Raw genomic sequence first — 18,179 nt, 5'->3', positions numbered from 1 at the left:
TAGCTTTTGCGGCCGATTTGAGTATACGCCACAAAAGAAGTTCCCGATTAACAACGCTAATATATAGCCGGCTATTGGCGCGAACGTTCGTTTAAATCCTAAACCTATAACGATAGAAGTAATGGTTATAGTATTCACAATTGAATAACAAGTCGACCGGTCATATAATTCAAACCAAGGTCAACTGCTACAATGCAAACCACTGATATTTCGGGTAAAACGGTAAGCACACCATGAATAAGCGCGAAGACAAGAAAGAAGCCATTTTATTGGCCGGCATGGATGTGATGAAAGCTGCCGGCTATAACGGCACCAGCGTAAAAGACATTGTCGATGCAGCCGGCGTACCTAAAGGCTCCTTCTATAACTACTTTGAAAGCAAAGAACAATTCGCCCTTGATGCCATCGAGCATGCAAGCGCAGAAGGTCGCGCCAATGCCGCAGCCCTACTAGAAGACACAGCACTAACACCACTGGTACGGCTAACGCGATTCTTTGAGTCCGGTATTGAGTGCGCCACCAACAACGAATACAAACAAGGCTGCTTCCTCGGCAACATGTGCCAAGAAATGGCCGATACATCTGATGATATTCGCAACGCACTCGATCAATGCCTTAATAAGCTTACCCGCATGCTGGCAAAGGTTATTCAAGAAGGCCAACAAAGCGGCACCTTTAAAAGCGCCCAAGACGCCCAAGTTATGGCCGAATTTTTATTTAATGCTTGGGAGGGCACCCTAATGCGCGCCAAAGCCGCCAAGTCCTGCGCCCCATTACAAGCGTTTAAAAGTATGTTGGGCACTGTTTTAAACTAAAAGACGCACTCACGATTTACTTTATTAAGTTATAAGTCGCTTTAGGGCAGCCCAAAAACAAGACGACTGGTCAACTATAAAAAGACGACCAGTCACCTAGAGGTAAGCATGCACAACCTTCAACCCAAAGTACTGACCAAGCTTCACGCCATCACGTTGCTGCTAACTGCATTGCTACCGCTCTTTGCCTTAGCGCAAGAAGCGAATATAAACACCCCCAGCGCACTACCCAGCACCACCCATGCTGAACGCTGGGGGTTCTCGTATGAAAACGATTTATTTGTACCGGGCGGTCGCGACCAAGATTACACCTACGGTATTAGCTTAAGCTATTCAAAAGCGAGCTTACTAGCTGCTGCATCTCACACCCCACTCGACCACTTAAACCGCCTTTTTCACGTCACCGAAAAAGGGCACAACGGGGGCATAGAGGTAGGTCTTTATGGCTTTACTCCGGAAGATATCACTCAGGTATCCCCTACCCCAGGGGACCGCCCTTTTTCTAGCTTGGTTTATTTAAGCACGTCAGCGGTTCAACTCAACAACCACCGCGATACCGTAATTCGCTCCCAATTAACCTACGGCATATTAGGCCTAGGACTTGTAGGCCAAGTGCAAACCAAAACTCATGAGTTTTTAAATGGTGATATACCTAAAGGCTGGGATAACCAAATATCGGAAGGTGGCGAGCCCACCTTGCGCTACAGTGTATCCCGCCAAAAATTACTCAATAGCACCATTACCCATACCGAATGGCGACAAACCCAAACCATATCAATCGGCTATATTACCGAAGCAAGCTGGGGCCTCAGCTTTCGCACCGGCAACCTTAATTCACAATGGCATACCTTTAACCCAGAACTCGCCAGCTATGCAGAGTCCTCCGCCAATATTCATAAAAGCTGCAACGAATGGTTTTTTTGGGGCGGCGTATCGGTAAAAGCACGCGCCTATAACGTGTTTTTACAAGGCCAGTTTAAAAGCTCTGCAGTGACTTATAGCAGCGATGAATTAAATCACCTTATAGTGGAAGGCTGGCTAGGTTTTACCAAAGCGTTTTCCAACGGCTATTACGCTAGCTACGGATTACGCGGGCATACATCTGAGGTAAAAACAGGGGTTGGGAACCGCAGTGTTTTGTGGGGCGGCTTTTTGCTGGGGAAGCGTTTGGAATTATAATAACAGAAGCGGTATTTTAGATAAGGCCATTCACATTCGTAGCGCTAAAAAATTTAAGCATGGCTTTAATAATCGAAAAAAATAACATATCCAACCATAAGAAATACAATGATGGATACGTTACCAAGATTCACTTGTGCACCCAATTTAAATATCTATACTCCGATCCGCGCCAACGATGGCGCTAAGCATAAAAGACAGGATGTCGCACTTACTCACGGATAGAGAACCCCCTTCTATATTCTTTATACCTTCGTGTTTGAGCCTTCCTGTTTTTAAAAATTGTTCGTCAGTTTTTTTAATACAAGGAGTTTTAATATGCGATTCACGCATAAAGCCGTTTCAGCCCTACCTTTAGCCCTTGCCGTGGCACTAGCAGGTTGTTCGAAAGATGAAGATGCAGCCGGTTTTTTTGGAAAAAGTGGCGCCCCAAATGACGTTGTTAGCCTTGGCGGTGCAGCAGATTTAGGCGAGCCCCCAGTCGTTACTATTGGCGGAGCAACAACTGTTGATGAAGGCAGTGAATTTGCAATTAAAGCAACGCTTGGCGAAGCACTGACACAAACATGGAGCCAAGTTTCTGGCCCAACAATTACAATTACAACGCCAACAAAGTCTAATTTAAATTTAGTAGCGCCCAAAGTTAATGAAGATTCTGTCGCCGTATTACGCTTAACCGCAGTTAACGATTACGGCGTAACAACCGCAGATGTTCGCATTAATATTAACAATGTTCCCGTTGCACCAACAGCTTTTGCTGGTGACGACATTACCGTTTTAGAAGGTGCTACGGCGTCAATACAAGCAACCGCATCGGTTGTTGCAGGCGAACCCGCCGTTAGCCAATACCGCTGGGAACAAATTTCTGGCCCGAGTATTACACTTGATGACAATAGTGCAACGCCATCTTTTACTGCGCCGGAAGTTGCTGTGGATTCTGCGGCAGTATTTCGATTTACCGCCATTGGCGCCATCGAAAGTACACCCGACGAAGTAACTATTAATATTATCAACAAAACGCCTACCGCCGACGCAGGCACCTTGATTGAAGTTGTTGAAGGCGAAACCTTTACTCTAGACGGCAGCGCATCTTTAGCCAATGGAGACCGCCCTATTTCACAATATGTATGGCGTAGTGAAAATACTGACTACCCAGTGACTAATGATGATGCCACCGTTGCAACACGCACACTTACAGCTAAGGGTGTAGATGCGAACCAAGAACTTCAGTTTGCTTTGAGCGTAGCCGATGGTACCGATACTAGCGCAGAAGATTTTGTTACCGTACGCGTTTTAGATGGCGGCGACAAACCCGTTGCCATTGCTAGCGACATTACCGTTCCTCAACAAACGCCTGTTTCTTTAGATGCAACACCATCAACTGAACCACAAAATAGAGCACTATCTTTTAATTGGTCACAAGTATTAGCAGACGGTGAAAATGCCATTGATTTTACCGTTAGCGATGATGGCTCTAAAATTAATTTTACATCGCCTTCTATTGATGCCGATAAAAACTTAACCTTTCGTGTAACAGCATTTAACGGCTTTAACTACTCAGATCCAGAAACAGTTACCGTAAAAGTAATCGCCGAAGAAGTTTACAGTGGTGAGCGCGTTAAGTTAAAAGGTAACCCTTATACCGTTATTGGCGACAAATTAGACCTAGGCGTAACGCCTTACAGTATTGAGGTTGTCGGCAATCACGCCTACATCACTTACCATGAACTTAAGAAAAATGATGCGGGCATTCAACCTACCGGCTTATTAGTTGTCGACATATCTGATGACAGAGCACCTAAAGTTGTTAAAGATTATCCAGTAACTTGGGATGGTCGAGAAAACGTAAGTACTGTACAGCTACGCTTAGCTGTAGATGCCGAAGAGAAATTCGCTTACATCGTCGAGAAGAATTTATTAGGTGCCGATGGAGATGAAGCCACAGGTGTTTTACGCATTGATTTAAGCCAAGCGCCTGTAGATGTTAACAATGGTGTGCAGCTTCAAAAAGCCACTGAAGATTCTGATGGCGAACAATTTTCCGATATCGTTTACCGTGGTGGTGAATTATATGCCTTGGAATACAGCGATTACGGTGCCATTTACCGCTTAACAACCAACGCCGAAACCGGCGCTAGCGAATTTACCTCGCTCTGGGCAGCCACAACCGGCGCTACCGACGGCAACATGGGAACACTTGATGTTAGCGCAGACGGTAAAGTCGCCGTTGTTGCTGATTTATACGATATCACCGTTATCCATTTTGCTGATGATGGCTCTGTTGCGGCAGAATTCGAAGTGGAAGCCACTCAAATGAACTCTGGCGCTAAAGGTCGCCTTCATGTTGCTATTGAAGAAGGCGGAAACGCAGCCTACCTCAGCTTCCAAGCGAAGTTTAGCGGCACCAATGTGCAACCTGCTAACGTCTACTCAGCAGTAGAAAAAATTGACGTACGAAATGTGGCAGACGGGGAGCGCTTAGCCAATTTACGTTTTAGTTCACCAGATCAAGCGTTAGGCTTAGTCACTCAAAACGGAATGACATTTGTCGCATCAGGTCAGCAAGGTTTGCAATTACTCGATGGGAATAATGCGGAAAAATTATCACTCAAAACGTATTACCAAACGCCGATGCGCGCAACAGATGTTAGCGTGAACACTCTTGGTCAACGTGCATATATAGTGGGCGATCAATCACTAAGCATTGCAGACCTTTCAAGCCAAGACACTCCCGCCATGGCGACCAATTGGGTTGAAGAGTATTTCGAAAATGTTCAAGCAGGCCAAAGCCCTAACCCTCCACTTTCTGCCAGCGATGTTGAATTAGTTGAGGTGCCTAACGTAGGCACCTATGCAGTAGTCACTCAGGCTCGCAGCGATAAAGGATCTAATTTATTATTTTTAGACTCCCTCGGCACCGACATCTGGTCTATCAATACACTCGATTATTCCAGCGTTTATAAAATTGAAAACAAATTGCGCCTTAAAGAGTTTCAGGGCGATATATACACACTCTATAATTCATCGGGTAATAGTGGTGCTTATCGCATTAAAAATGAATCAATTGCGTCTGCGACACCAGTTCTAGAAAAGTTCTCACCTGATAACGCTTACGACATTGCGTTTATCAATAATGAGATCGCATATTTAAATCAAGGTAGCCGCCATAAACGCTGGTCTGTCGTGGATGCAAAAGAAGCTAGTAGTGATGGCATTCTCTACAATGTATATTTTTATGCAACAGAATTTAGCGCATCAGGTAATCGAATACTGGGCGCAGGCAGATCTACAACCAGCACAGGAAGACAAGGCTGCTGGGTGGGCGATGCAACAGGAAAGGGTACCACCTTTTCTCAACTCAGCTTCGAAACGCCGGACCTCAGCGTAGTACAAGCTGCAGCCATTACCAATAGCCAACGGACCTGTTTTGCTGGATTTGGTTATGATTCAAAATTAAAAACCGTCGCTGATCGCGATGATTACCGAGCTAAAGCCCCCTTCGGTATTTTAGCTGTCGACTTCTTGAAGCCGATTGATCAAATTGACTCAGATCCAGATAGTCAGGTTGAAGATTGGCAGGACTTAATTGATCCTGCCAGCGTTGCTCGCCAAGCAATTTATACTTTGCCCGATAATCCGGAAGAAATTCTACCAAAGGGTAATCGTTTATACGTAGCTAACGCCACCTTTGGCGGTGTGCAAATTTTGAATGCATCCGATCCGACCAACTTAGTATTGGAAGGCGTTTTACACACTGAGGATAGCGCTCAAGGTTTAGATGTTACTGCGGATCAATCACTGGTTATTGTTGCCGACGATAATATGCGCGGTATCGTTCAAATACCGATTGAGTTCCCAACCATCGATCGTACCGATAACGATGCGGTAACAGCATTGCTCGATAACGCTAGCGCTATTGCCAACGCCGATGCTCACGCCATTGAAACACAAACACTAACTTTCGATATTGACTGGACGCGCGAAGAGTACGACCAAGTAACCTGCTATGCCACAACCGATACCCAACAGTGGGGCAACGAAACTTGCGTAGCAACAATATCTGACGGTACCGATGGCGACGCAACATCAGCAACCCTCACATGGACATTACCGGCAGGCGACATCGACCAAGAAATACGCGTTGCCGTTGGTAATAACATCGAATTCTTATCCAGCACTTTCCAAGTGTTTGTGGATAAAGAAATCGTAACGCCATAATTTAATCCCGCGGGCACACGTAGGACGTGAGCCCGCCTTTAAAACCCTATTTAAATGTTTTACTCAAAAGGAAGAAAAATGAAAAAGTTATTAGCCGCATCATTAGTTGCGTTAGCATCATCCAGCGTAGCTGCTCAAGATTACCAATATGAAATTGGCGTAGAGTACGAATCGAATGATGCAGCCAGTGCGGCAGGAATTTTAGGCCAAGGGTTCTTTAGCAAAGTAGAAACTGAAGGGCATGCACTAAGAGAATCAGCCTACATGGAGCGTAAAAGCAACATTTATGCATCTTACGTAAATGAAGATTACGACGCTGGCGGCAGCGAAAATGCCAGCAGCATTGGCGGCGAACTTTACATCCCAAAAGCTTACTTATTTCTTGGTGCCCAATATATTAGCGCAGGAGATGGCGACTGGGGTTTAACACTTGGCGTAACCCCAGTAAAAGGCCTACGCATTACCACCCAATACTGGGACGAGCCAGGCTACGATTTCAACCTACAAGGTAAATACGTAGCAGACCTAGCCGGCGGTGATGCCATCAATATTGAACTTGGTTATTACGATGGCGAAGTGGATGATACCGTTAGTCTAGAGTTTGATTACTACTTCGGCCCTAGCTTTAGCTTAGGCGCTATTATTGCCAACACAGTTGATACAGATTACACAATTAAAGCCGAAAAGTTTTTTGCCGATCGCTTTAGCGTTAACGCAAGCTATATGTTTGGCGAGTATGATGATACTTGGGGTATTGGTGCAGCAGTAAGATTTTAATCGGTACCTTCCCATGAAAAATAAAAAGGGCTATATTATGTAGCCCTTTTTAAATCTGGCCGTCATACAGGATTAAGGCTTCTTCCCCCGAAAAGACCCAATCCCTTCAACAACACCCACAACCAAGCTACCAGCCAAAAAACCCAATACCGCTGTAACTAACGCTGGCACAATTAGCCCCAACAACCAAGCCACCGGTAAATGGTGTGCCCATTGTTCTATGTGGTGCATATGCTCAGCAGCCATTGGGATGCCATGAATTAATATTCCGCCACCAACCAAAAACATGGCCGCGGTTCCAAAAATAGATAAAAAGTGCATTAACTTAGGTGCAGCCCATAAAAGAAATTGGCCTAACTTGCGGGCAAGACTGTTTGTTTTTTGAATTAAATACAAACCAGCATCATCCATGCGCACAATAGCGGCAACGGCGCCGTAGACGCCCACGGTCAGGAAAAAAGCCACAACACTCAATACCAGCGCCTGCATCCCCAAACTCGCTTCGGCAGCAGTGCCTAATGCAATTACAATAATTTCAGCGGATAAAATAAAGTCGGTGCGGATTGCGCCTTTAATTTTATTTTTTTCGAATTCAACAAGGTCGACTGTTTCATCGGCAACGGCTTTTACCACCTCTTCTTGATGTGCCTTTTTATCGTCTTTATGGAATAGCGCATGGAGTACTTTTTCGGCGCCTTCAAAACACAGGTAAGCACCGCCTAGCATTAGCAGTGGGGTAATTAGCCAAGGGATAAGCGCGCTTATCGCCAACGCGGCCGGCACCAATAAACACTTATTCAGCATCGAGCCTTTGGCTACCGCCCACACAACGGGTAGCTCTCGGTCTGCGTTCACCCCCGTCACTTGCTGTGCGTTTAGTGCTAAATCGTCACCCAACACACCGGCCGTTTTCTTGGCGGCAACTTTACTCATTAGCGCAATGTCATCCAATAACGCTGCTATATCATCAAAAAGTGCAAAAAAACTGCTGCCAGCCATAAATCTTCCTAGAATAAGTGAGTGAATCGAGCGCTAAACAGCACCAACCGGCATGCACAAGGGCGCTATATGCTAGAATGCTGCCCCATTTTCACTCGTGCGAGAACAGCTACCATGCATTGCCCATTTTGCCAAACGGCCGATACCAAAGTCGTGGATTCTCGCCTTGTGGCCGAGGGCGGTCAAGTGCGACGCCGGCGCGAGTGCCAGCAGTGTAAGGAGCGCTTCACCACTTTTGAGGTGGCCGAGCTGCTTTTGCCCCGCGTTATCAAGCAAGACGGCTCCCGCGAGCCATTCGATGAGGAAAAACTACGTGCCGGCTTGCAGCGCGCGCTAGAAAAACGCCCAGTCAGCATTGAAGACATCGAGGCTGCAATTAATCAAATTAAGTACTTTTTGCAGGCAATGGGTGAACGCGAAGTCGATTCACGCATTGTTGGCGAAAAGGTCATGGAAGTCTTGCGCCAACTCGATGGCGTGGCCTATGTGCGCTTTGCTTCGGTGTACCGCAGCTTTAAAGATATCGACGAATTCCGCGCCGAGTTAGATAGGCTAGAAAAGGACCCCAGCCAATGAATATGACGCACGGCGACCTCGATTGCATGAACCGGGCCTTGCAACTGGCAGAGCTCGGCATGTACACCACCACACCCAACCCCCGCGTTGGCTGCGTGATTGTGGCCGAAAATGGCGACCGCGTTGGCGACGGTTATCATTTACGCGCAGGCCAAGGCCATGCAGAAGTTAACGCTTTAGCCATGGCCGGCTTAAAAGCGCGCGGCGCCACCGTTTATGTCACGCTAGAACCCTGCAACCATCAGGGGCGCACAGGCCCCTGCAGCCAATCCTTAATTGATGCTGGCGTAGCCGAAGTCGTTTACGGCATGCAAGACCCAAATCCCCTTGTTGCCGGCCAAGGCTTACAGCGCCTGCGCGATGCTGGCATTACTGTGCGCGGCCCTCTGCTCGAAGAGCAAGCGAAGGCGCTAAACCCAGGTTTTATTAAACGCATGCGCACCGGCCGCCCTTACGTGCGCTGTAAACTAGCAATGAGCCTAGATGGCCGCACCGCAATGGCCAGCGGCGAAAGTCAGTGGATTACCGGCAGCCACGCTAGGGAAGACGTACAAAAATTGCGCGCGCGCAGCTGCAGCATTATTACCGGTGCAGGCACAGTACTCGCCGACAACCCCGCATTAACAGTACGCAGCCCCGCCCTTGGCGAGCACCCGCGCCAGCCACTGCGCGTAGTGGTAGATAGCCAGCTTCGCACCCCTCTAGATGCCACAATTCTGCACGACAGTACACACACCGCTTTTGCCTGCGCACAAGACGTAAATCAGCACGGCAAGGCCGCGGCTTGGCCACTGCGCCAACACAACACAACACAAGTAGACCTGCGCGCACTGATTGAAGCACTCGGCAACAAGCAACACAACGAAGTGTTAATTGAAGCGGGCCCGACACTGGCAGGTGCTTTTTTGCAGGCCGGCCTCGTTGATGAAATTGTCGTTTATATGGCAGGCAAACTTATGGGTAGCACTGGCAAACCGCTATTTGAGCTGCCCATTAGCCAAATGAGCCAGAATATCGCGCTCAACATCATCCAAATACAACCAGTAGGCGCCGATTGGCGTATTGTGGCAATACCGCACAATACCCTCGACCCACTTAACCCACCGCTTTCGGAGTAGTCGCCATATGTTTACTGGCATTGTCGAAGCCCTTGGCACTATCGCCGCCGCGCAACCTAAAAACGGCGATTTGCGCTTACACATTCAAGCACCCACGCTAGACTGGAGCGACGTGGCACTAGGTGATTCTATCGCAACTAATGGTGTGTGCTTAACAGTGGTAGAGCTTAGCGGCAATGGTTATTGGGCCGATGTATCCAACGAGACTATTAAGTTCACCACCGTAGCCCAATGGCAAGTCAGCAAAGTGGTGAACTTAGAAAAAGCCCTTACCCCGCAAACGCGCTTGGGTGGCCATATCGTCAGCGGCCATGTCGATGGCATTGGTGAAGTCGTTAGCCGCAAACCCGACGCCCGCAGCGAACGCTTCACGCTGCGCGCGCCCAAAGAGCTAGCAAAATATATTGCCCATAAAGGCTCTATTACTGTAGATGGCACCAGCCTTACCGTAAATGCCGTAAACGGCTGCGAATTTGAACTTAACATCGTGCCACATACGCTTGAAAAAACCGTTATTGGCCACTACCAAGTTGGCAGCACTGTTAATTTAGAAGTAGACGTTTTAGCGCGCTACCTAGAGCGCTTAATGCTTGGCGAAAAAGCCGCCGAAGGCAAAGCCACACTCACAGAAGGCTTTTTGGCCGAACACGGTTTTATGAAGTAAGCCTCATGAAACCTTTTTTATCGACATTATTCACAACCGCACATACAACCACACTTACAATCACCCGAAGAGGCAAGCAGTGGACTTAAATACCCCCGCCGAGCTAATTGAAGATATCCGCCAAGGCAAGATGGTTGTTTTGATGGATGATGAAGACCGCGAAAACGAAGGCGACCTAATAATGGCTGCCGAGCAGGTGCGACCAGAAGATATTAACTTTATGGCTAAGCACGCACGCGGGCTTATTTGCCTAACCCTAACCGAAGAGCGCTGTCGCCAATTAGAGCTGCCTTTAATGGTGCGCGACAACCACGCTGCCCATGCCACTAACTTTACGGTGAGCATCGAAGCGGCGACAGGCGTAACCACCGGTATTAGCGCCGCCGACCGCGCGCACACTATTCGCACGGCAGTAAAGCGCGGTGCCACGCCTAAAAACATCGTACAACCGGGCCACATATTCCCGCTGATGGCGCAAGCCGGTGGGGTATTAAGCCGCGCAGGCCATACTGAAGCCGGCTGTGATTTAGCCCGCCTAGCCGGCTTTGAAGCCGCCGGTGTTATTGTGGAAATAATGAACGACGACGGCAGCATGGCGCGCCAAAACGACTTACTCGCCTTTGCCAAAGAGCACAACTTAAAAATTGGCACCATCGCCGACCTTATCCAGCACCGCACCATAGAAGAAAAAACCGTACACTGCACAAACGAGCGCCAAGTGCATACGGAATATGGCGAGTTCACGCTTAAAACCTATATCGACAAAGCTCGCAGCGAACACCACTTTGCCTTTGTATTGGGTAAAGTCGAAGCCGACAAACCCACTTTGGTGCGAGTGCATGTAGGCTCTACCGCGCGAGATGTTCTTGGTATTCAGCGTGCCGACGAACTCGGGCCAGATGGCAATAAGTCGTGGAGCTTTCACGCCGCCATGCAAAAAGTGGCCGCCGAAGGTGCCGGCGTTGTGGTGTTAATTTGCCACAGCGAAACCACCGAAGAAATCGAAGAAAGCATCGACTGGCTCATTAGCGGGCGCACCCAACGCCCCAAAGCCGAGCTGGCTTATAAGCAAGTGGGCACCGGCTCGCAAATACTCAAAGACTTAGGGGTGAGTAAAATGCGCCTACTTAGCGCGCCCTTTAAATTTAGTGCGCTATCGGGCTTTAACCTCGAAGTGACCGAATACATTCAACATTAAACACGCCAAGCGGCGTGCACAACTTAAGAGAAAACCTCATGAACATTATTGAAGGCGATTTTAAAAATTCCGACGGCAAATACGCGCTATTGGTTAGCCGCTGGAATAGCTTTGTGGTTGAACACCTCAAAGACGGCGCAATCGATACCCTTAAACGCCACGGCATTGATGAATCCAACATCGACATCATCTACGCCCCTGGCGCTTTTGAATTCCCCATTGCTGCGCAAAAAATTGCGGCCGGCGGTAAATACGATGCCATTATCGCCTTAGGCGCGGTCATTCGCGGCGGCACCCCGCACTTCGATTACGTAGCGGGTGAGTGCACTAAAGGCTTAGCGCAAGTTTCTTTACAGGCAGGCCTGCCCATTACTTTTGGCGTATTAACCGTAGACAGCATCGAACAGGCCATCGAGCGCAGCGGTACTAAAGCTGGCAATAAAGGCTGCGAAGCCGCTAGCACCGCCCTCGAAATGGTTTCTTTACTAGGTAAGCTTTAATGTCCCAGAACCCTATGCCCGCTTTGCGCAGCAAAGCACGTCACTACGCCATGCAAGCGCTATATCAATGGCAGATGACGAAAATGCCGCTTAATACCATCGAAGCGGAGTACCGCACCGATAACGACATGAGCAAAGTTGATGTGGATTACTTGCACGAGCTTATCCACAACGTGCCGGCCAACATCAGCATCATCGAAACCGACTTTTTGCCGCACCTAACTGACATTACGCTAGAGCAAATCGACCCAATCAGCTTAGCTATTTTGCGCCTTTCTTGTTACGAGCTTCGCTTTCGGTTAGACGTGCCCTATAAAGTAGTAATTAACGAAGGGCTTAACTTAGCCAAGCGTTTTGGCGCTACCGATAGCCATAAGTTTATTAATGGCGTACTCGATAAAGTGGCTCCGCGCGTGCGCGAAGCCGAAGTTAAAGCACAGGGTAGACGCAACTAAGATGAATGAATTTGCGCTGATTCGCCAACATTTTGCCAAGGCTATCGTCAACGATGATGTTGCCCTTGGCATTGGTGACGATTGCGCATTACTGATCCCTCCATCGGGCAAGCACCTAGCGGTTTCGATGGATACTCTGGTAGCGGGCACTCACTTCCCTGAAGGAATGGCCGCCAAACATATCGCTACCCGCGCACTAGCAACCGCTTTAAGTGACCTTGCCGCAATGGGCGCAGAAGCTCTGTGGTTTACACTAGCGCTAACCTTGCCTAAAGCCGACGAGCCGTGGGTAGGTGAATTTTGCGAAAGCTTATTGCATTTTGCGGACACCCATAACTGCGCGCTAGTGGGTGGCGATATCACCCGCGGCCCGCTTACCGTTAGTGTGCAGGTTCACGGCGCCGTAACACCTAATACCGCGCTAAAGCGCAGTGGCGCCAAACCCGACGACATCATTTACGTTACCGGCAGCCTCGGCGACGGCGCAGCAGCCCTAGCAGTATTGCAGCAAAAGTTCACCGTGCGCCGCAGCTCGCAAGACTATTTACAACAGCGTTTTTACCGGCCAACACCACGGCTGCAAGAAGGCCAATTGTTGGTAGGCACTGCCAGCGCAGCCATTGATATTTCTGACGGCCTACTTGCCGACTTAGGGCACATTTGCGATGCCAGCGGTGCAGGTGCCTTGGTGAATGTTAACCGGCTCCCTATGAGTGAGCATTGGCGCAGTAGCGTAAGCCTCGATAAAGCGCTGGATTGGGCCGTGAGTGGTGGCGACGATTACGAACTGTGTTTTACCGTACCGCGCGAGAAAATCAACACCGTCGAAGAGTGGATTAGGCAAGGCCGCCTAAAAGCTACCGCCATTGGTAAAATCACCGCAAACGCAGGTATTTTTATGGTTAACAACGGCAAAACGCTAGAATTCGATGTAGAAGGATACAAGCACTTTGACTAACGCTCAGGCTGCAGGCCCCTTCCGTACTGACGCCAAAGGCCGCCCGCAGCCCACCTTTCGTCAGCTGCTGAGTAACCCTATTGCCCTGCTGGCCTTTGGTTTCGGTAGCGGCCTGGCACCTAAAGCACCCGGCACAGCTGGCACACTGGCCGCGCTGCCAATCTTTTACTTCCTTGCCGATTTACCGCTCTATACTTACATAGGTGTAATACTCATAACCTTCGTCATTGGCATATACCTGTGCGAGCAGGCGTCCAAGTGGTTGGGTGTTCACGACCACGGCGGTATTGTGTGGGATGAATTTGTCGGCATGTGGATAACCATGATTGCCGCCCCCGCAGGCTGGCCGTGGCTAATAGCGGGTTTTGTGCTGTTTCGCTTTTTTGACATGCTCAAGCCATGGCCGATAAGCCTTGCCGATAAACACATACATGGCGGCTTTGGCATTATGGTTGATGATGTTTTTGCAGGCTTAGCTGCTTTGGGCTGCCTACAAGCACTGGCCTACTGGTTGGCTTGACGCTCTTAGAGTGCCATGCCGTATTCGCTGACTACATATTGCGAGGGCTTCGTGCGCCGTTTTTGCTTTTATCTGAGTGCTGCATTATTGATGTTGCTGACCAGCCACAGCCAAGCCAATACCCATCGCGTGACTGTTAAAGGCCTGTTTGCAGGTAGTGCTGTGCTAGAAGTTAACGGCAAAGCGCATATGCTAAAAGAAGGCGCCAGCACGCCAGAGGGCATCACGCTATTGCGTGCAACCAGCAAGTTTGCCCAAATAGAACAAAACGGTGAAATTAAAAAGCTGGGCCTTAATCGCCAAGTCGGCGGTAGTTATGCGGCATCCGAGCCTGCTAGCGTTAGCCTTACCCGCCAGCCCGACGGACACTTCTTTTCCTCAGGCCGCATCAATAATCGCTGGGTAGAGTTTATGGTCGATACGGGAGCAACCAGTGTTACCCTAAATTCGTTCACTGCCGACCACTTAGGTATTGCCTATCTCGATGCTCCAACCGTAGAAGTTGCAACCGCACAAGGCAACACACAGGCTTATCAAGTTATACTAGGCTCCGTGGCTGTTGGCGATGTGCTACTGACCAACGTGAGCGCTTTTATTATTGAAGGCCGCTTCCCACAGACTATATTGCTAGGCAATACGTTTTTAAGCCGGGTTGATATGCGCACCCATAACAGCGCCATGACTCTGCAAGCGAAATACTAGCCTTTGTTATTACTCTTTTTTTTAAGGCCACCGAGTGACCATTACCTACGTCGACACCTGCAAACTGCCTACCCCGTACGGCATTTTCAATATGCACGGCTTTGCCGACAGCGTTAACGATAAAGAACACGTCGTACTCACCATGGGCGACGTCACCACAGAAGCCCCAGTGCTTGCCCGCATCCACTCCGAGTGCTTAACTGGCGATTCCCTATTTAGCTTGCGCTGCGATTGCGGTGCCCAGCTGCAGGCGGGCATGCATAAAATCGCCACCGAGGGCCGAGGCGTTATCTTTTACTTGCGCCAAGAAGGTCGCGGCATTGGCTTACTCAATAAAGTAAAAGCCTACCACCTGCAAGATCAAGGCTTAGATACCGTTGAGGCTAACGAACAACTGGGCTTTGGCGCCGATATGCGCGACTACAGTATTTTAAAACCGATGGTAGAACACCTCGGGATACAGTCCGTAAAACTGATGACCAACAACCCCCGTAAAATTGCCGCCATGAAAGAACTCGGGCTACAAGTCACCGAGCGCCTAGAACACGAAACCGGCCGCAACCCACACAATGCGCATTACTTAGCGACCAAAAAAGGCAAGCTTGGGCATATGTTGGATGGGGAGTAACGATCTTAATAAGCTATGTGATGGTCAGGGGAGAATAACGCCCCTATCGGCTTGGCCTAATTGTTACGTCTTGTATAACCAAACTCTTAGGCACCGGTTGCTGCGATAAAATACGCTTTGACTTCCCCGTACCTGTTATCTGTACTAGTACCTTTTCATCTTTGGCCCACACAAAATGCGGTATATCTTTAGGCTCTGTGAAAACACTGCCCTCAGGTAATTTTTTGAGTTTGGTCTCGTCATAAACATCACCATAACCAACATACAAAGACCCTTGCAAGATAGTGATTACACGCTGGTCGGTATGATAATGCGGCTCGCTTTTATGGCCTTTAGGGAAGGCCACACGGTAAACATACATATCACTTGTACGCTCTTCGCCGGAAACAGCCGCGTATTGAACACCGTTATCTAGCCCGCGCCAATTTAGCTCGGCAGGCGCAATACGTACTGAAGCAAAGCCTCCTGCCAACGCTTGGGCCGCTATTAGGCCTACCGCCCCCAAAACTCCTGTAAATAAACGTTTAATAATATTCTCCTTTTTCGTCCTTGATAATGTCTTCATTAACTAGCAGTCACTCAAACTAACCTACAGGCCATAAAATCTGCGGCCACGATAGGAATGCAGCAGGCAAGCATAAGCTGTCACTGAGCTTCGGGCAAGTAAAGGGAAGTCTAATTAGTCTCGCGGCTCCGATTTCGAGCCAGATAAAGGTCGGGTTGCCGTTAACGCAGACCAAAGCCTTTTAAAGCGTTTTTCTAGCTTGAGCTCTAAATTATGCATGTGTCGATTAAGTCGAATGCTTTTGCTACGATATTTTTGCAACAGCAATTGAGCCCGCGGGCTGACGCACAACAAAATAGCGCCGTTCGCCGCGATAATAAAAATGCCGACAGGAATGGGAGATAGCAGCGCAACAAAGCCAAGCAATAAGCCTACCGATGCAAAAGCAACAATCAATAACCTCTTTACTTTATCCACCGTTCCCCCAATAACAAAGTTTCTGACACCCAGCCCAACAACATAGCGGCAATAGATGACGAGATTAAGTCTTCGCATCACTTAACTTAATAAACAACCATTCTTACAGTTATTTTCACACTGTCATCAGCTATTCAGAAAAGCGTCAAATCAGTGCAATACAAGCTCTGCACGCTAGCGTCGAGTTTTACACTCACACCACCTCTGCGTTTGTTCGTCACACGCTATTTCACCCCACACCTAGGAGTACACCATGCTCGCAGCATTTAAGCGGTCATTGCCACAAAAATTACAGCCTCACCTTCCCGCGCTTATTGCTATCGCTACATTACTTATTCTTAGCCTTAGCAGCCAAAGTACACTCGCCGATAAATGGCAAAAACATTATAAGAAAAATCAACCAAGCCTTACTCAACTTGGCCCACGCCCTTTTTATTTAGTAGAGGACATGGACAAAGGCAAACTTAAGCGACAACTAAAATCTTGTAAACGCGGCCCGTTTTATAAAACTGACTTTTCTATTGGGCACCGCGGCGCGGCCTTACAATTTCCTGAGCATACGAAAGAATCCTACCAAGCGGCCGCACAACAAGGCGCTGGCATTATCGAGTGCGATGCAGCCTTCACCAAAGATCGTGAATTAGTATGTCGCCATTCACAATGCGACCTACATACCACTACCAACATCCTCGCCATTCCAGAATTAGCCGAAAAATGCAGCACACCTTTTTCACCAGCCAATCCATTAACTGGCGAAAAAGCATCGGCCAAATGTTGCACTAGTGATATCACGCTAAAAGAGTTTAAGACGCTATGCGGTAAAATGGATGCCAGCAACCCAAATGCCGAAACACTCGAAGAATATATGGGGGGCACTGCCGACTTTCGAACAGACCTCTACGCGCAATGCGGTACCGTATTAAGCCATGCCGAAAGTATTCTATTAATTAACAAACTAGGCGCAAAATTCACACCCGAGCTTAAGTTTCCTTCCGTAGAAATGCCCTACGAAAATAACTACAGTCAAGAAGATTACGCCCAGCAATTAGTTGACGAATACCGAAACGCACGTATCTCACCCAAAAAAGTATGGCTACAATCGTTTAATTATAACGATGTTCTATACTGGGTTAACAATGCCCCGCGCTACGGCAAGCAAGCTGTGTACCTCGATGGCCGCTATAACGACCCAAGCTTCGAGCCATCGCTGGCCGACATGGAGCGCATTAAAGCTGATGGTGTAAATATTATTGCGCCGCCTATATGGATGCTATTAGAAACCAGCAGTAAAGGGGAAATAATCCCTTCCGACTACGCCATATTTGCAAAAGCTGCGGGCCTGAAAATCATCACCTGGACACTTGAGCGCGATGGGCCGCTAAAAAATGGCGGCGACTGGTATCATCAATCCATTAGCGAAGTCATTAATAATGATGGCGATACCTTCAAAGTACTTGATGTACTAGCGAAAGATGTGGGCGTGATTGGCGTGTTTTCAGATTGGCCTGCGACAGTCACTTATTATGCCAACTGCATGAATCTTTAACTGGTACACGGCTATAAGCCAACACTCGTTAGCTTATAGCCACTTTAAGCACCCCAAAGGCCAACCTATCTCATCAAAAAAATAAATGTGTTACACGTAAAATTTACAATGACAGTAAATTTTACTAAAGAATTAAACAATTAAATCGCAAATAGATCGCTTAGCAGTAATCCAGCTGGCCTGCCCCCCTACAAAACTATCCCCACGCTATTTAATTCCAACTATTTTTATTGTTGGCACACCACCTGCAACACCTAGAATAACAACTTACAATGGTTGTATGAAAAACGGATTAATTTTCGTCTGAGGTATTTAATGTATAGCTTCCACATCAATCGTTGAAT

At 48.2% G+C, this 18,179-nt stretch carries 18 protein-coding genes; 15 read left to right on the top strand and 3 right to left on the bottom strand.

The window, feature by feature from the left end; all coding sequences use genetic code 11:
* Positions 1-233: 233 nt before the first annotated feature.
* From MARGE09_RS01150 to MARGE09_RS01135, 4 genes are all read left to right on the top strand, one after another.
* A complete protein-coding gene (locus MARGE09_RS01150; RefSeq protein ID WP_236985535.1) occupies positions 234-815 on the top strand; it encodes a TetR/AcrR family transcriptional regulator in 582 nt (193 codons plus the stop codon).
* 108 nt (positions 816-923) lie between these two features.
* Positions 924-1,994, top strand: a complete 1,071-nt coding sequence (locus MARGE09_RS01145) for a lipid A deacylase LpxR family protein (protein ID WP_236985534.1) — start codon at positions 924-926, stop codon at positions 1,992-1,994.
* A gap of 318 nt (positions 1,995-2,312) precedes the next feature.
* Positions 2,313-6,212 (top strand): PKD domain-containing protein, encoded by a 3,900-nt coding sequence (locus tag MARGE09_RS01140; protein ID WP_236985533.1) that lies wholly within the window; start codon positions 2,313-2,315, stop codon positions 6,210-6,212.
* Between the two features lie 78 nt (positions 6,213-6,290).
* Positions 6,291-6,989 carry a putative porin gene (locus MARGE09_RS01135; protein ID WP_236985532.1) on the top strand — a complete coding sequence of 233 codons (699 nt, stop codon included), beginning with the start codon at positions 6,291-6,293 and terminating at the stop codon, positions 6,987-6,989.
* A gap of 72 nt (positions 6,990-7,061) precedes the next feature.
* Here the strand turns inward: MARGE09_RS01135 and MARGE09_RS01130 are convergent, their stop codons facing one another.
* The gene (locus MARGE09_RS01130) at positions 7,062-7,988 is read right to left on the bottom strand and encodes a DUF808 domain-containing protein (protein WP_236985531.1); all 927 of its coding nucleotides are present in this window, start codon (positions 7,986-7,988) and stop codon (positions 7,062-7,064) included.
* A gap of 114 nt (positions 7,989-8,102) precedes the next feature.
* Here MARGE09_RS01130 and nrdR point away from each other — a divergent pair, with 114 nt between their 5' ends.
* The 10 genes from nrdR (at position 8,103) to ribA (ending at position 15,307) form a co-directional block, all read left to right on the top strand.
* Positions 8,103-8,564, top strand: coding sequence for a transcriptional regulator NrdR (gene nrdR / locus MARGE09_RS01125; RefSeq protein WP_236987432.1), 462 nt, complete (start codon positions 8,103-8,105; stop codon positions 8,562-8,564).
* The gene (ribD, locus tag MARGE09_RS01120; RefSeq protein WP_236985530.1) at positions 8,561-9,682 is read left to right on the top strand and encodes a bifunctional diaminohydroxyphosphoribosylaminopyrimidine deaminase/5-amino-6-(5-phosphoribosylamino)uracil reductase RibD; all 1,122 of its coding nucleotides are present in this window, start codon (positions 8,561-8,563) and stop codon (positions 9,680-9,682) included. The genes nrdR and ribD overlap by 4 nt, the downstream gene beginning before the upstream one ends.
* 7 nt (positions 9,683-9,689) lie before the next feature.
* On the top strand, positions 9,690-10,346 hold the full coding sequence (locus MARGE09_RS01115) for a riboflavin synthase (protein WP_236985529.1): 657 nt from the start codon (positions 9,690-9,692) through the stop codon (positions 10,344-10,346).
* Positions 10,347-10,425: 79 nt separating this feature from the next.
* Entirely contained in the window at positions 10,426-11,544 is a 1,119-nt protein-coding gene (gene ribBA / locus MARGE09_RS01110; RefSeq protein ID WP_236985528.1) for a bifunctional 3,4-dihydroxy-2-butanone-4-phosphate synthase/GTP cyclohydrolase II, read from the top strand.
* Positions 11,545-11,582: 38 nt separating this feature from the next.
* Positions 11,583-12,044 carry a 6,7-dimethyl-8-ribityllumazine synthase gene (ribH, locus tag MARGE09_RS01105; RefSeq protein WP_236985527.1) on the top strand — a complete coding sequence of 154 codons (462 nt, stop codon included), beginning with the start codon at positions 11,583-11,585 and terminating at the stop codon, positions 12,042-12,044.
* Positions 12,044-12,499 carry a transcription antitermination factor NusB gene (nusB, locus tag MARGE09_RS01100; RefSeq protein ID WP_236985526.1) on the top strand — a complete coding sequence of 152 codons (456 nt, stop codon included), beginning with the start codon at positions 12,044-12,046 and terminating at the stop codon, positions 12,497-12,499. The genes ribH and nusB overlap by 1 nt, the downstream gene beginning before the upstream one ends.
* A 1-nt stretch (position 12,500) precedes the next feature.
* Entirely contained in the window at positions 12,501-13,457 is a 957-nt protein-coding gene (thiL, locus tag MARGE09_RS01095; RefSeq protein WP_236985525.1) for a thiamine-phosphate kinase, read from the top strand.
* Positions 13,450-13,977 carry a phosphatidylglycerophosphatase A family protein gene (locus MARGE09_RS01090; RefSeq protein WP_236985524.1) on the top strand — a complete coding sequence of 176 codons (528 nt, stop codon included), beginning with the start codon at positions 13,450-13,452 and terminating at the stop codon, positions 13,975-13,977. The genes thiL and MARGE09_RS01090 overlap by 8 nt, the downstream gene beginning before the upstream one ends.
* 51 nt (positions 13,978-14,028) lie before the next feature.
* Entirely contained in the window at positions 14,029-14,679 is a 651-nt protein-coding gene (locus MARGE09_RS01085; protein ID WP_236985523.1) for a retropepsin-like aspartic protease family protein, read from the top strand.
* A 34-nt stretch (positions 14,680-14,713) separates the two neighbouring features.
* Positions 14,714-15,307, top strand: a complete 594-nt coding sequence (gene ribA / locus MARGE09_RS01080) for a GTP cyclohydrolase II (RefSeq protein ID WP_236985522.1) — start codon at positions 14,714-14,716, stop codon at positions 15,305-15,307.
* Positions 15,308-15,350: 43 nt separating this feature from the next.
* On the opposite strand, the gene MARGE09_RS01075 is transcribed toward ribA, so the two are convergent.
* Both MARGE09_RS01075 and MARGE09_RS01070 read right to left on the bottom strand, forming a co-directional pair.
* Positions 15,351-15,872, bottom strand: a complete 522-nt coding sequence (locus tag MARGE09_RS01075; RefSeq protein WP_236985521.1) for a cupin domain-containing protein — start codon at positions 15,870-15,872, stop codon at positions 15,351-15,353.
* Between the two features lie 114 nt (positions 15,873-15,986).
* Positions 15,987-16,367: a hypothetical protein gene (locus tag MARGE09_RS01070; protein WP_236985520.1), complete on the bottom strand. Its 381-nt coding sequence runs from the start codon at positions 16,365-16,367 to the stop codon at positions 15,987-15,989.
* A gap of 175 nt (positions 16,368-16,542) precedes the next feature.
* On the opposite strand from MARGE09_RS01070, the gene MARGE09_RS01065 reads away from it, so the two are divergent.
* Positions 16,543-17,835: a glycerophosphodiester phosphodiesterase family protein gene (locus MARGE09_RS01065; protein WP_236985519.1), complete on the top strand. Its 1,293-nt coding sequence runs from the start codon at positions 16,543-16,545 to the stop codon at positions 17,833-17,835.
* The last annotated feature ends 344 nt before the right edge of the window (positions 17,836-18,179 follow it).

It is taken from the genome of Marinagarivorans cellulosilyticus (assembly GCF_021655555.1).
In the GTDB taxonomy this organism is placed as follows: Bacteria; Pseudomonadota; Gammaproteobacteria; order Pseudomonadales; family Cellvibrionaceae; genus Marinagarivorans; species Marinagarivorans cellulosilyticus.
The sequence above is the reverse complement of the archived record's forward strand: the minus strand, read 5'-3'. Positions and strand labels throughout refer to the sequence as shown.

Excerpts from the sequence above, each read along its gene's own strand:
- nrdR (WP_236987432.1), top strand. The coding sequence starts at position 8,103 with ATGCATTGCCCATTTTGCCAAACGGCCGATACCAAAGTCGTGGATTCT.
- nusB (WP_236985526.1), top strand. The coding sequence starts at position 12,044 with ATGTCCCAGAACCCTATGCCCGCTTTGCGCAGCAAAGCACGTCACTAC.
- thiL (WP_236985525.1), top strand. The coding sequence starts at position 12,501 with ATGAATGAATTTGCGCTGATTCGCCAACATTTTGCCAAGGCTATCGTC.
- MARGE09_RS01135 (WP_236985532.1), top strand. The coding sequence starts at position 6,291 with ATGAAAAAGTTATTAGCCGCATCATTAGTTGCGTTAGCATCATCCAGC.
- ribH (WP_236985527.1), top strand. The coding sequence starts at position 11,583 with ATGAACATTATTGAAGGCGATTTTAAAAATTCCGACGGCAAATACGCG.
- MARGE09_RS01070 (WP_236985520.1), bottom strand. The coding sequence starts at position 16,367 with ATGCGAAGACTTAATCTCGTCATCTATTGCCGCTATGTTGTTGGGCTG.
- MARGE09_RS01075 (WP_236985521.1), bottom strand. The coding sequence starts at position 15,872 with ATGAAGACATTATCAAGGACGAAAAAGGAGAATATTATTAAACGTTTA.
- MARGE09_RS01115 (WP_236985529.1), top strand. The coding sequence starts at position 9,690 with ATGTTTACTGGCATTGTCGAAGCCCTTGGCACTATCGCCGCCGCGCAA.
- MARGE09_RS01065 (WP_236985519.1), top strand. The coding sequence starts at position 16,543 with ATGCTCGCAGCATTTAAGCGGTCATTGCCACAAAAATTACAGCCTCAC.
- MARGE09_RS01130 (WP_236985531.1), bottom strand. The coding sequence starts at position 7,988 with ATGGCTGGCAGCAGTTTTTTTGCACTTTTTGATGATATAGCAGCGTTA.
- ribD (WP_236985530.1), top strand. The coding sequence starts at position 8,561 with ATGAATATGACGCACGGCGACCTCGATTGCATGAACCGGGCCTTGCAA.
- MARGE09_RS01140 (WP_236985533.1), top strand. The coding sequence starts at position 2,313 with ATGCGATTCACGCATAAAGCCGTTTCAGCCCTACCTTTAGCCCTTGCC.
- MARGE09_RS01150 (WP_236985535.1), top strand. The coding sequence starts at position 234 with ATGAATAAGCGCGAAGACAAGAAAGAAGCCATTTTATTGGCCGGCATG.
- MARGE09_RS01145 (WP_236985534.1), top strand. The coding sequence starts at position 924 with ATGCACAACCTTCAACCCAAAGTACTGACCAAGCTTCACGCCATCACG.